This window comes from Mesorhizobium australicum (assembly GCF_900177325.1).
Lineage (GTDB): Bacteria > Pseudomonadota > Alphaproteobacteria > Rhizobiales > Rhizobiaceae > Mesorhizobium_A > Mesorhizobium_A australicum_A.
The window spans coordinates 4137843-4151159 of record NZ_FXBL01000004.1 but is presented as its reverse complement, the minus strand read 5'-3'; the positions used below and the strand labels follow the sequence as shown (position 1 = coordinate 4151159).

The 13317-nt window shown below is 65.2% G+C and carries 9 protein-coding genes; 6 read left to right on the top strand and 3 right to left on the bottom strand.

Annotated features, from left to right (window positions below):
- The first annotated feature begins 5 nt into the window (after nucleotides 1–5).
- The 4 genes from gltB to B9Z03_RS22975 all read left to right on the top strand — a co-directional run bounded on the left by gltB (nucleotide 6) and on the right by B9Z03_RS22975 (nucleotide 6929).
- The gene (gene gltB / locus B9Z03_RS22990; protein ID WP_085466350.1) at nucleotides 6–4715 is read left to right on the top strand and encodes a glutamate synthase large subunit; all 4710 of its coding nucleotides are present in this window, start codon (nucleotides 6–8) and stop codon (nucleotides 4713–4715) included.
- A 62-nt stretch (nucleotides 4716–4777) separates the two neighbouring features.
- On the top strand, nucleotides 4778–5053 hold the full coding sequence (locus tag B9Z03_RS22985; protein WP_244561819.1) for an antitoxin: 276 nt from the start codon (nucleotides 4778–4780) through the stop codon (nucleotides 5051–5053).
- Nucleotides 5050–5469, top strand: a complete 420-nt coding sequence (locus tag B9Z03_RS22980; protein WP_085466349.1) for a type II toxin-antitoxin system VapC family toxin — start codon at nucleotides 5050–5052, stop codon at nucleotides 5467–5469. The genes B9Z03_RS22985 and B9Z03_RS22980 overlap by 4 nt, the downstream gene beginning before the upstream one ends.
- An 8-nt stretch (nucleotides 5470–5477) precedes the next feature.
- Nucleotides 5478–6929: a glutamate synthase subunit beta gene (locus B9Z03_RS22975; protein ID WP_085466348.1), complete on the top strand. Its 1452-nt coding sequence runs from the start codon at nucleotides 5478–5480 to the stop codon at nucleotides 6927–6929.
- Nucleotides 6930–6950: 21 nt separating this feature from the next.
- Here B9Z03_RS22975 and B9Z03_RS22970 read toward each other — a convergent pair whose 3' ends face one another.
- Together B9Z03_RS22970 and B9Z03_RS22965 are read right to left on the bottom strand one after the other, a co-directional pair.
- The gene (locus B9Z03_RS22970) at nucleotides 6951–8108 is read right to left on the bottom strand and encodes an SGNH/GDSL hydrolase family protein (protein ID WP_176247599.1); all 1158 of its coding nucleotides are present in this window, start codon (nucleotides 8106–8108) and stop codon (nucleotides 6951–6953) included.
- Nucleotides 8109–8177: 69 nt separating this feature from the next.
- Nucleotides 8178–9398 (bottom strand): lytic murein transglycosylase, encoded by a 1221-nt coding sequence (locus B9Z03_RS22965; RefSeq protein ID WP_085466346.1) that lies wholly within the window; start codon nucleotides 9396–9398, stop codon nucleotides 8178–8180.
- A 193-nt stretch (nucleotides 9399–9591) separates the two neighbouring features.
- Between B9Z03_RS22965 and galU the strand changes: the two genes are divergently transcribed.
- Complete coding sequence (galU, locus tag B9Z03_RS22960) at nucleotides 9592–10485, top strand: UTP--glucose-1-phosphate uridylyltransferase GalU (protein ID WP_085466345.1); 894 nt, start codon at nucleotides 9592–9594, stop codon at nucleotides 10483–10485.
- 15 nt (nucleotides 10486–10500) lie between these two features.
- Here the strand turns inward: galU and B9Z03_RS22955 are convergent, their stop codons facing one another.
- Nucleotides 10501–12177, bottom strand: coding sequence for an outer membrane beta-barrel protein (locus tag B9Z03_RS22955; protein WP_176247598.1), 1677 nt, complete (start codon nucleotides 12175–12177; stop codon nucleotides 10501–10503).
- Nucleotides 12178–12317: 140 nt separating this feature from the next.
- Between B9Z03_RS22955 and B9Z03_RS22950 the strand changes: the two genes are divergently transcribed.
- Complete coding sequence (locus tag B9Z03_RS22950; RefSeq protein WP_085466343.1) at nucleotides 12318–13316, top strand: KpsF/GutQ family sugar-phosphate isomerase; 999 nt, start codon at nucleotides 12318–12320, stop codon at nucleotides 13314–13316.
- The last annotated feature ends 1 nt before the right edge of the window (nucleotide 13317 follow it).

Genomic DNA, 13317 nt, shown 5'->3' with positions numbered 1-13317 from the left:
AAGCGATGACGGACATGACGCCATCTCTGACGACGGAGCTTGCTGCCCGTACGCAGGGCAATGCGCGCGCCGTCAAAACGCAGCCTGGCCGCGTCGGCCTCTATGATCCGCGCAACGAGCACGATGCCTGTGGCGTCGGCTTCATCGCGCAGATGAAGAACGTCAAGTCGCACCAGATCGTCAAGGACGGGCTGTTCATGCTCGAGAACCTGACGCATCGCGGCGCAGTCGGAGCTGACCCGCTGATGGGCGACGGCGCGGGCGTGCTCGTCCAGATTCCAGACAAGTTCTTCCGCCGCGAGATGGCGGCGCAGGGCGTCGAGCTTCCGCCGGTCGGCCAGTATGCCGTCGGTCACTGGTTCATGCCGCGGGACGAGACGAAGCGTCTGCACGTCGAGGAGCTGATTCGCGAGAGCGCGGCCTCGGAAGGCGTGCCCCTGCTCGGCTTCCGCGACGTGCCGGTGGACAACGAGTCACTGTCGAAGGCGCCCGACATCGCGGCCGCCGAACCGGTGCACCGGCAGGTCTTCTTCGGCCGGCCTGCCGAGGCCTCGTCCGACGACGAATACGAGCGGTGGCTCTATATCCTGCGCAAGGTGATCTCGGGGCGGCTCTACCACGAGCACGACAACAAGGACGTCGGCGCGTACTGCGTGTCGCTCTCGTCGCGCACCATCGTCTACAAGGGCATGTTCCTCGCCTACCAGGTCGGCTCCTACTACAAGGACCTCTCGGATCCGGATTTCGAATCCGCGCTGATCCTCGTCCACCAGCGCTTCTCGACCAACACCTTCCCGTCGTGGAAGCTGGCGCATCCGTACCGGATGGTCGCGCACAACGGCGAGATCAACACGGTGCGCGGCAACGTCAACTGGATGGCGGCGCGGCAGGCGTCGGTCGATTCGGAGCTGTTCGGCAACGACATCTCGAAGCTGTGGCCGATCTCCTATGAGGGGCAGTCGGACACGGCCTGCTTCGACAATGCGCTCGAGTTCCTGACGCAGGGCGGCTATTCGCTGGCCCATGCGATGATGATGCTCATCCCGGAAGCCTGGGCCGGCAACAAGCTGATGGGCGCCGACCGCAAGGCGTTCTACGAGTATCACGCCGCGCTCATGGAGCCGTGGGACGGGCCGGCGGCGGTCGCGTTCACCGACGGTCGTCAGATCGGCGCGACGCTGGACCGCAACGGCCTGCGCCCGGCGCGCTACATCGTCACCGACGACGACCGGGTGATCCTGGCATCCGAGGCCGGCGTGCTGCCGGTCGAGGAGAAGCACATCGTCAAGAAGTGGCGGCTGCAGCCCGGCCGCATGCTGCTGATCGACCTGCAGGAAGGCCGCATCGTCTCCGACGACGAGGTCAAGTCGCAGATTGCCGCGAAGCATCCCTATCGCGACTGGCTGAGGAACACGCAGATCATCCTCGAGGACCTGAAGCCGGTGGCGCCGCGCGAGCCGCGCCGCGACGTGACGCTGCTCGACCGCCAGCAGGCCTTCGGCTACACGCAGGAAGACACCAAGATCCTGATGTCGCCGATGGCCACCACCGGCCAGGAGGCCGTGGGCTCGATGGGCACCGACACGCCGATCTCGGCCATGTCGGACAAGTCGAAGCTGCTCTACACCTATTTCAAGCAGAACTTCGCCCAGGTCACCAACCCGCCGATCGACCCGATCCGCGAGGAACTGGTGATGAGCCTCGTCTCGTTCATCGGGCCGCGGCCGAACATCTTCGATCTCGTGGGGACGTCGCGCAAGAAGCGGCTCGAGGTGCGCCAGCCGATCCTGACCAATGGCGATCTGGAAAAGCTGCGCTCGGTCGGCCACACCGAAGACCGGTTCGACACCAAGACCATCGACATCACCTATTCGTCGTCCGAAGGGGCGGCGGGCATGCAGGGTGCGCTGGAGAGGCTGTGCGAGCGCTCGGAGGCAGCGGTCGCGGGCGGCTACAACATCATCATCCTGTCCGACCGCCAGGTCGGACCGGACCGCATCGCCATTCCCTCGCTGCTCGCGACGGCGGCCGTGCATCACCACCTGATCCGCAAGGGTCTGCGCACGTCTGTCGGCCTCGTCATCGAGACCGGCGAGCCGCGCGAGGTGCATCACTTCTGCTGTCTCGCCGGCTATGGCGCGGAGGCGATCAATCCGTATCTCGCCTTCGACACACTGCTCGACATGCACAAGCGCGGCGAGTTCCCGCCTGAGGTGGATGCGGGCGAGATCGTCGGCCGCTTCATCAAGTCGATCGGCAAGGGCATCCTGAAGGTCATGTCCAAGATGGGCATCTCGACCTATCAGTCCTATTGCGGCGCGCAGATCTTCGACGCGGTGGGTCTCAAGTCCGAGTTTGTCGACCGTTACTTCGCGGGCACCGCGACCACGATCGAGGGCGTCGGCCTGGACGAGATCGCCGAGGAGACGGTGCGTCGCCACTCGGACGCCTTCGGCGACAACCCCGTGCTGCGCAGCGCGCTCGACGTCGGCGGCGAATACATGTTCCGCATGCGCGGCGAGGCGCATATGTGGTCGCCCGACGCGGTCGCGACGCTGCAGCACGCGGTGCGCAAGAAGTCGTGGGAGACGTTCAAGGAATATTCTTCCGAGCTCGACAGCGCCGCGGCGCGGGCCAAGACCATTCGCGGCCTGTTCGAGATCAAGCTGGCGGAAGCTGCCGGCCGCAAGCCGGTGCCGCTGGAGAGCGTCGAGCCTGCGTCCGAGATCGTCAAGCGCTTCTCGACGGGCGCGATGTCGTTCGGCTCGATCTCGCGCGAGGCCCATACCACGCTCGCGATCGCAATGAACCGGATCGGCGGCAAGTCGAATACGGGAGAAGGGGGCGAGGAGCCTGACCGCTACAAGCCGCTGCCGGACGGCTCTCCGAACCCGGAGCGCTCGGCCATCAAGCAGGTGGCCTCGGGCCGTTTCGGCGTGACGGCGGAGTATCTCGTCAACTCCGACATGATGCAGATCAAGGTCGCGCAGGGCGCCAAGCCCGGCGAGGGTGGCCAGTTGCCCGGCCACAAGGTCGACGCGACCATCGCCAAGACCCGGCATTCGACGCCGGGCGTCGGCCTGATCTCGCCGCCGCCGCATCACGACATCTATTCGATCGAGGATCTCGCGCAGCTGATCTTCGACCTGAAGAACGTCAATCCGGCCGCAGGCGTGTCGGTCAAGCTCGTTTCGGAAGTCGGCGTCGGCACGGTCGCCGCCGGCGTCGCCAAGGCGCGCGCGGACCACATCACGGTCTCGGGCTATGACGGCGGCACCGGCGCTTCGCCGCTGACCTCCCTCAAGCATGCCGGCTCGCCCTGGGAGATGGGCCTTGCCGAGACGCACCAGACGCTGGTGCTGAACGGCCTGCGCAGCCGCGTGGCGCTTCAGGTCGACGGCGGGCTCCGCACCGGCCGCGACGTGATCGTCGGCGCGCTCCTCGGCGCCGACGAGTTCGGCTTCTCGACGGCGCCGCTGATCGCGGCCGGCTGCATCATGATGCGCAAGTGCCACCTCAACACCTGTCCGGTGGGCGTGGCGACGCAGGACCCGGTGCTGCGCAAGCGCTTCAAGGGCACGCCCGAAGACGTGATCAACTTCTTCTTCTACGTCGCCGATGAGGTGCGCGAGCTGCTCGCCCAGATGGGCTACACGCATCTCGACCAGATCATCGGCCAATCGGACCTGCTGGAGAAGCGGGCGGTGATCGATCACTGGAAGGCGAAGGGCCTCGACTTCACGCGCATGTTCTACAAGCCGGACGCGCTGAAGGAAGAGACCTACTGGACGCAGACCCAGAAGCATCCGATCGACGACGTCCTCGACCGCAGGCTGATCGCCGAGGCTGAGCCGGCGCTCGTCGCCCGGCAGCCCGTGACGATCGAGGCGACCATTCGCAACGTCGACCGTTCGGCCGGCGCGATGCTGTCGGGCGAGGTCGCCAAGCGCTTCGGTCACAAGGGGCTTCGTCCCGACACGATCAACGTCAAGCTGACCGGAACGGCCGGGCAGTCTTTCGCGGCTTTCCTGGCGCGTGGCGTCTCGTTCGAGCTGGTGGGCGACGGCAACGACTATGTCGGCAAGGGCCTGTCGGGCGGTCGCATCGTCATCCGCCCGGCGGATGATGCACGGATCGTGGCGGAGGACTCCATCATCGTCGGCAACACCGTGCTCTACGGTGCAACCGAGGGCGAGGCCTACTTCCGCGGCGTCGCCGGCGAACGCTTCGCCGTGCGTAACTCCGGCGCCGTCACCGTCGTCGAAGGCGTGGGCGACCACGGCTGCGAATACATGACCGGTGGCGTGGTGGTGGTTATCGGCAAGACCGGCCGCAACTTCGCGGCGGGCATGTCGGGCGGCATCGCCTATGTGCTCGACGAGGCCGGCGACTTCGCCGAACGCTGCAACATGGCGATGGTCGACCTGGAGCCGGTGCCGGAAGAGGACGAGCTGCTCGAGAAGCTGCATCACCATGGCGGCGACATTGCCCATATGGGCCGCGTCGACGTGACCGGTGACATGACGCGGCACGACGACGAGCGGCTCTACCAGCTCATCTCGAACCACCTGCACTATACGGGTTCGACGCGGGCCAAGCATATCCTCGACAACTGGGCTGAGTTCCGGCCGAAGTTCCGGAAGGTCATGCCGGTCGAGTACCGCCGTGCGCTGATCGAGATGGAGCGCTCTCGCATGGGGGTCGCGGCGGAGTAGGCTCCATTGAAATGGGGCGACTTATGGCATATGCTTTGTCATATGCCATAAGGAGAGGTTCGGTGAACGCACACGACAACAAAACGCGCACTGCCAGCCTTTTTCGCAATGGGCGGAGTCAGGCGGTGCGCATTCCTAAGGAATTCGAGCTTGAGGGAGATGAAGTCACGATCAGCAGAGAGGCCGATGGTAGCCTTACGATCTCACCGGGCAAGAAACGGATGTCTCCTCGCGAACTCATCGACTGGTTGCGGCAGCAGCCGCCGCTGACCGACGATGAGTTTCCGGAAATAGAGGACTTTCCGCCCGACCCGGTGGATCTGGACTTTCCGAAGTGAGGTATCTGCTCGACACAAATGTGATCTCGAACATCTACAGGTTTCCGAATGGTGCCGCCGCAAGTCGGGTGCGGAACTTGGAAGTGGGCGAGCTCGGCACCAGCATCATCGTCGCTGCCGAACTGAGGTTCGGTTACACGAAAGCGGATTCGCCCAAGCTGGAGCAGCTGATAGAGCAGACCCTGGCAAGTTTCGAGATCGCACCTTGGGATACGCCAGCCGACTTTGCATATGCGCGCATACGGACGTTGCTGGAACGCACAGGCAGGATAATTGGCCAGAACGACATGCTTATCGCCGCTCACACCGTGGCACTCGGGGTGACGCTGGTCACGGACAACGAACGAGAATTCGTTCGCGTTCCTGGACTGAAAGTAGAGAATTGGCTGCGGGATGCTCCCGTGGATCGTGAGTAGGAACTTCGATGGGCAAGGTAACAGGCTTTCTTGAGATCGACCGGCAGGTGCACAAGTACCAGCCGGCCTCCGACCGCATCAGGCACTTCCGCGAATTCACGCTGCCGATGTCGGACAAGGAGGTCGAGAAACAGGCCGCGCGCTGCATGGATTGCGGCGTGCCCTATTGTCATGGCCCGACGGGCTGCCCGGTCCACAACCAGATTCCGGACTGGAACGACCTCGTCTACAATGGCGACTGGGACAACGCGATCCGCAATCTCCATTCGACGAACAACTTCCCGGAGTGGACCGGCCGCATCTGCCCGGCGCCCTGCGAGGAGGCATGCACGCTGAATCTCGAGGACATTCCGGTCGCGATCAAGACGATCGAGCAGGCGATTGCCGACAAGGCCTATGACAGCGGCTATATCGTGCCGCAGCCGGCAGCCGCGAAGACGGGCAAGAAGGTCGCTATCATCGGTTCGGGGCCGGCCGGCATGGCGGCGGCGCAGCAGCTTGGCCGCACCGGGCACGAGGTGCATGTCTACGAGCGCGAGAGCCGTCCCGGTGGGCTGATGCGCTTTGGCATTCCCGACTTCAAGATCGAGAAGCACTATATCGACCGCCGCGTCGAGCAGATGCAGGGCGAGGGTGTCACCTTCTTCTGCAACGTCAATGTCGGCGTGGACAAGCCGCTCGACGAGCTGATCGCCGAGTATGACGCCGTCCTCTATTGCGGCGGCTCCGAGAAGCCGCGTCCGGCGGGCATCCCCGGGATCGAATTCTCCGGCGTGCACGATGCGATGCCGTATCTGGTGCAGCAGAACAAGCGTGTCGGCGGCGAGCCGATCACGTCGGTCGCCTGGGCGGCGGATCCGATCCTCGCCAACGGCAAGCATGTGGTCGTGGTCGGGGGCGGCGACACGGCGTCCGACTGCGTCGGTACTGCGTTCCGCCAGGGCGCCGTCCGCGTCACGCAGCTCGACATTCGCCCCCAGCCGCCCGCGAAGGAGGACAAGCTGACCGTCTGGCCGTACTGGGCGACCAAGATGCGCACTTCGTCCAGCCAGGCCGAGGGCGCAGAGCGCGAGTTCCAGGTCGCGACGCTGGAGTTCATCGGCGAGGACGGGGCGCTGACCGGCGTGAAGTGCTGCGAGGTCGACGAGAAGCGCAAGCCGATCGCCGGCACCGAATTCGTCATCCGCGCGGATCTCGCCTTCATCGCGATCGGCTTCGCCGGGCCGATGGAGGATGGGCTCGCATCGACCACCGAGGGGCTGAAGCTCAACCGCGATGCGCGCGGCTCGACCAATGTCGTGGCCAACGACAAGGACTACCGCACTTCCGTCGACAAGCTGTTCGCCGCCGGCGACGTGCGTCGCGGCCAGTCGCTGGTCGTCTGGGCGATCCGCGAGGGCCGGCAGGCCGCCCGCGCGGTCGACGAGCATCTGATGGGGTCTTCGGTCCTGCCGCGATAGGCCGGATCACCGGCGGCGACGTCAGTTCGCGATCGCCGTCGTCTTCTCCGCTGCCGCCGGGGGAGTTCCGGCTGCGGACTTCGCCGCGACGCCGTCGCCGAAATCGTCTGCCCGGCCGACGACCGGCCGCGGCGCGATGCCTTCCTTGGTGAGCTTTTCCGCCGCGGTCTGCGATTTTTCCACGCCGGGCTTGAATGTGGCGCCCAGCAGTTCCTGACCGCCGTTCAGTTCCGGATCGGACAGCGAAATCGGAACGGTGCGATCGATATCGACCGGGCCGACCGCGCCCGGCGGCTGCGGCAAGAGCCCGTTCGGGCCGATTGCCCCGATCTGCGCCGGCCTGGCCGTGCCGAGAATCTTCTCCAGCGGCTTCTCGGCGTAGAAGGCGACCTTGCGCTTGCCGGGCCGGGTCAGGTTGATGCCGTTCTCGCCCGACCGCAGCCTCACCGGGTTGCCGTTGATGTCCGGACCGGTCGAGACGAAGGCGCCGTTCTCGTCGACGAAACCGTCCCAGATGTCGACGAAGCTGCCGCCCGCGGCTTCCGCCGCCGAGCGGTAGACGTCGTTGTAGGCGAGCATGTCGGACGCCATGGTGGAATTCTTGAACGACGGCATGCCGACCCAGACGAGCGGGATCGTGCGATCGGTCACCGCCTTGGCGAGATTGGCGACGCGCCGTTCGTATTCCTTCATCCAGTTCTCGGAACGCTTCGGTTCACGCACGTCTCCGACGCGCATTTCCTGACGGTCGTTCGCGCCGAGCATGACCACCACCGCCGCAGGCTTTTCCTGTTCGATGATGCCGCCGATCTCAGCCGGCCAATCGTAGAAATCGTCGCGGACGATGCCGGAGGAGCCGTTCGCCCTCACCACGACGCGCACGTTGGGAAGCTCGGCGTAAGCGCTCTCAAGCCCCTCGGCCAGGCCGCTGGCCAGGAAGTCGCCGACGACGAGCACCACGCGGGCATCCTCCGCCTTGGCGACGGCCTCTGGCGCCGGCGCGCTGGGCTCGCTCGCGCTGGCGGACGTCTTGCGCTTGATCGTCGGGCGCGGCAGCTTCTCCGGAACCTCGACCTCCGGCCTCGGCCTGTTCGACCGGAACAGAAAGTCGAACAGCGAACGCGGGCGATCCTGCGCGAAGACGGGTGCGATCGACGACACGAAAAAAGTCGCGGCCACCGCGACCGTCAAGATCGCGATGGCCCTGGATGAGATGTTCCGGAACGCCGTGTGTCGCAAAACCCACCACTATCTCTGACGAAGCGTCGTCAGCACTTCCTTGCTCGGATGTCCGTCGGCCGCGAGACCTGCGCGCTGCTGGAACGCCTTGATCGCCTCGCGCGAGCCCGAGCCGATCTTGCCGTCCAACTCGCCGTCATAATAGCCGAGCGTGAGGAGACGCTTCTGCAGTTCCTGCTTCTCCGCGAAGGTCAGCTTCGTGAACGGCCGGTTCCAGTCGTTCACGAGTTCGCCATAGCCTGCAATCTGGTCGGCAAGGAGGCCGACCGCCAGGGCATATTTGTCCGCATTGTTGTAGGCCTTCAGCACGAAGAAGTTCTTCGTCGCCAGGAATGCCGGGCCGGAACGTCCGTCCGGAACCTTCAGCTCGGCCGACATGCCCGTCGAGCGGAACGGCTTGCCGCTTGCCCTCGTAATGCCCATGTCCACCCACTTCGCGATCGACGCTTTGCCGCCCGGGAACTTGCGGCCCTGCGGCAGGGCGACCTCGTAGCCCCACGTCTGCCCCGACTGCCAGCCGTTCTTGGCAAGCAGGTTGGCCGCGGTGGCGAGCGCATCGGGAACCGAATTCCAGATGTCGCGGCGGCCGTTGCCGTCGAAGTCGACGCCGTAGGCGATGAAGCTCGTCGGAATGAACTGCGTGTGCCCCATGGCGCCGGCCCACGAGCCGGTCAGATGGCTTTCGTCGATGTCGCCGCGTTGCAGGATCTTCAGCGCCGCGATCAGCTGGGTGCGGGCGAATTTGGCGCGCTTCTTGTCGGCATAGGCGAGCGTCGAGAGCGAGCGCACGACGTTGCGCATGACCTTGTCGTTCTCGAGGATTTCGCCGTAGTTCGATTCCATCGACCAGATGGCGAGCAGGATGTGGCGATCGACACCGAAGCGCGCCTCGATCTTGTCGAGGGTGGACTTGTATTTGCGCGCCATCTCGCGGCCGACGCGGACCGAATCCTCGTTCACCCGGTTGTCGAAATAGTCCCATACCGGAGCGGTGAATTCGGGCTGGTAGCGCGCCTTTTCGAGCACTTCCGGATCGGGATCGCTGACCCCCCGGAAGGCGCGGTCGAACGTGCTGCCGGAAATCCCGGCACCGGCGGCGACGCCGCGGAAATCGGCGATCCAGCGCTTGAAGCCGGCGTCGGCGAGGGCGGGCGCAGCCGCAACCATCGAGCCGAGCGTGAGCGCAAGAGCGGCAACCCCCGCGCGGATCGTCGTTCTGCGAATGAACATACTTGCCTCCATCGTCGTTTCGGAAGCCAATTCATCGGAGAAGAGGGTTAGGATTCAGTTTACCATAGAGACGATACGGAACCTGAACGTCAAGTACGCATTCCGTTTGGTCAGTTGCGGAAATGTTCAGTATTTCTAAATTCCGGCATGAAAGTGTCGGACCAACGCCGGTGAAACCGGCGCGGAGGAAAAGGTGTCCAAGAAGAAGATTCGCAAGGCAGTGTTTCCGGTCGCAGGGCTCGGAACACGGTTTCTCCCGGCGACGAAGGCTATCCCGAAGGAGATGCTCACCGTCGTCGACAAGCCGGTGATCCAGTATGTGGTGGATGAGGCACGCGCCGCCGGCATCGAGCATTTCATCTTCGTCACCGGCCGCAACAAGGCCGTGATCGAGGACCATTTCGACATCCAGTTCGAGCTCAACGCGACGCTGCGGGAGCGCAACAAGACGGAGCCGCTCAACAAGCTGTCGGCGATGCAGCCGGAGGCCGGCACGACCAGCTTCACACGCCAGCAGGTGCCGCTCGGCCTCGGGCATGCAGTATGGTGCGCGCGCGAACTCGTCGGCGACGAGCCGTTCGCGCTGCTGCTGCCGGACATGATCATGCAGTCGCAGAAGAGCTGCATGGCCTCGATGGTCGAGCTCTACGAGGAGGCGGGCGGCAACGTCGTCGCCGTGCAGGAATGCGATCCCGCCGAAGCGCACAAATACGGCATCGTCGGCAAGGGCAGGGATGTCCACACCGGCTTCGAGATCTCACAGATGGTCGAGAAGCCCAAGCCGGGCACCGCGCCGTCCAACCTGTTCATCAACGGGCGCTACATCCTGCAGCCGGAGATCTTCTCCATCCTCGCCACGCAGGAGCGCGGGGCGGGCAACGAGATCCAGCTTACCGACGCAATGCTGACGCTCGCCAAGGCACAGACTTTCCACGGCTTCCACTATCGCGGCCGCACCTTCGACTGCGGCTCGCCCGAAGGCTTCATCGAGGCGAACATTGCCTTCGGCCTCTGGCGGCCGGACATGCGCGGCCATGTCCAGTCGGCGATCGAACGGCTGTCTGCCGAGGTGACGCCCACGGAATAGCGGCCGGCACGGCCGCTACCGTTGCAGCGTGACGCCCAGGAAGACGTTGTGGACCGTCGTGTCGCTTTCCGTCTTCGTGCTGGTCAGATGCTCGAACCGGTAGCGCCCGGTCACCCCGGCATAGCGGTTGAGCCACCAGGTCAGCGAGGTTTCTCCGCGCCAGGTGAGATCGTGGTCCGGCGTCGAGGCATAATCGCGCCAGGACAGGCCGAGCGAGGCGTTTGCCGACAGGTTGGCGCGGATCTCGCGCTGCAACGAGACGGTTCCCGAATAGAGGACGGACCCGCTCTCGTTTGCAGTCGTCGTGCCTTCCACCTCGGTCGAGGCGTTGAAGCCGACGGTCGTGCCGCGTTGCGGCGACCAGGACAGGTCGGCGCTCGCCGACATGCCCGAAATGTCGGAGAGGGCGGCATCGTCGAAGTTTTCAGTCACATAGCCGAGCGCCAGCTCGCCGGACAGCTTTTCGCCGAGGTCGAGTTCCGTGCCGAGCCGCGCGGCCATGCGGTCGGAGGAGCGGTGGTTGCCGCCCTCGGGCGTGAAGTCGTAGCTGCGGCGGCCGTATTCGAGTTCCAAAAAGGGCGTGATCGCCGGCGAGATCTCATAGCCGGCGCGAAGAACGCCGGTGACCAGCGTCGAATTGCGCTCGCGCTGCGAGAGGGTTCCGCCCTCGCTGAGGTCGGCGTCGCTGTAGTCGAGGCGCAGCAGGTTGGCGGTCGCGGCAAAGCGCAGCTTGCCGACATCCTTCTCGAGCCCGAGGCTACCTGTGATCTCCTGGCGGATAGGTCGTGACGTGACTGTTTCCGGTTGTTCGACGGGCGAATCGGCGTCCTCGCGCTTCAGCACATAGCCGAGCTTGCCGATGCCGCGCAGGTCGTCGGCGAAGTCGAGGTTGAGCGTGGCGTCAATGCCCGCCGACGGATCGGTGACGGGCTCGCCGCTGATCGATTTGCGGTAGGTGCCGTACGCGTTGATGTTCGCCGAGTGTCGCGACCAGTCGGATGCCGCATTGAGGCGCAGCGTCGACTCGGAGAGCAATGCCGACTTCGGTTGTGGGCTGTAGGTCGCGTTGGAAGTCCAGGTCAGGCCCTGTTCCAGCGTGGTGATGACATTGAAGGTGCCGAGGCGCAGCCCGAGCGGCGCGTAGGGGTTCTCCTCCACCTCCGGCTCGGGGCTCTCGATGCCGGCGGTGCGGACGTTCTCGGGCTCAATGCGGATGTTGCGCTCTTCGTCCTCCGAATCGACCTTTTCCGCGCGCGGGTTGGCGGAAGCGGGCTCTTCCTCCTCCGCGGCGGGTTCTTCGGGAACGGCTTCTGTCTCGCTCTCGCGTTTGCGGACGCCAACGGGCCTCTCCGCCGCTTCGGGTTCTCCGAGTGCCGCGGCATCGCCTGCCGCATCGGAGAACAGGGTCGAGAGCGTTTCCGCCGGAACGGCCTCTTCCTCGGTCGCGCGGGGGCCTTCGGGAACGTAGGCGGGGTTGGCGGCGCGCTGCTCCTCCGGCGTCGGCGGCGTCACCGGATAGAGCGGCGAGGGGCGGGAGACGAGGTCCCTGCGGATATCGGCTTCGGTCACTTCGCCGCGCAGACCTGCTTCCTGCGAGAATGCCGGGGCGAGCGCGACGAGCACGACGCCAGCCGAGAGCAGCAGAGCCCGGCTGCGCAGCAGGCGCGACGAAGGGGTTCGAAGACGCGGCATGACCACTCGAATTTGCCACGGCGCTGCTTGCGCCATGCTTACCGAACCGTAAACGGCGATGGTTAATGGAGGGTTGAGAAGCGCCAGCCGCTCTGAAACAGCGTTGGACAGGAACGGGACGACGCGCTAATCCGGGCGCCATGCATGCAGGCCTGAAACGCAAGACCGTAGACCGCGCCGCCGCGATCCGCTCCGCGGTGCGGACAATCACGACGGAACAGGCCGGAATGGCTGCTCTCGCAGCCGCGCTCGACAACGGGCTCGCCGAGCCCTTCGCGGATGCGGTCTCGGCGATTTCGGGCATTTCCGGCCGCGTGATCGTCACCGGCGTCGGCAAGAGCGGCCATATCGGCTCGAAGCTCGCCGCGACGCTTGCCTCAACCGGTACGCCGGCTTTTTTCGTCCATCCAGCTGAAGCGAATCACGGCGATCTCGGCATGATCGCCAGCGATGACGTCGTCATCGCTATGTCGTGGTCGGGCGAGAGCGCCGAGCTCAAGGGCATCGTTTCCTATGCGCGGCGCTTCTCCATCCCGCTGATCGCGATCACCTCGAACGATGGCTCGATCCTGGCGCGGGAATCCGACGTCGTGCTCTGCCTTCCACGCGCGCCGGAAGCCTGCCCGCACGGGCTGGCGCCGACCACCTCGACGCTGCTGCAACTCGCCATCGGCGACGCGATCGCGGTGGCGCTGCTGGAGGCAAGGGGCTTCACGGCCGACCATTTCCGCACCTTCCACCCGGGCGGACAACTCGGCGCCAACCTCACGCTCATCGGCGACATCATGCATACCGGCGACCGCCTGCCGATCGTGCCGGCGGGCACGAGCATGCGCGAGGCGATCCTGGAGATCTCGCGCAAGCGCTTCGGCTGCGTCGGCATCGTCGACGGGGAGGGTGCGCTGACCGGGATCATCACCGACGGCGACCTGCGCCGTCACATCGACAGCGACCTGCTGTCGCTCAGCGTCGAGCAGGTGATGACGCGCAATCCCAAGACCATCTCGCCCGACATGCTCGCCGCCACCGCGCTGCAGCTGATCAACTCGTCCGCGATCACGACGCTGATGGTTGTCGAAGGCCCGAAGCCGGTCGGCATCGTCCACCTGCATGATCTTTTGAGGATCGGCGCGGCCTGAG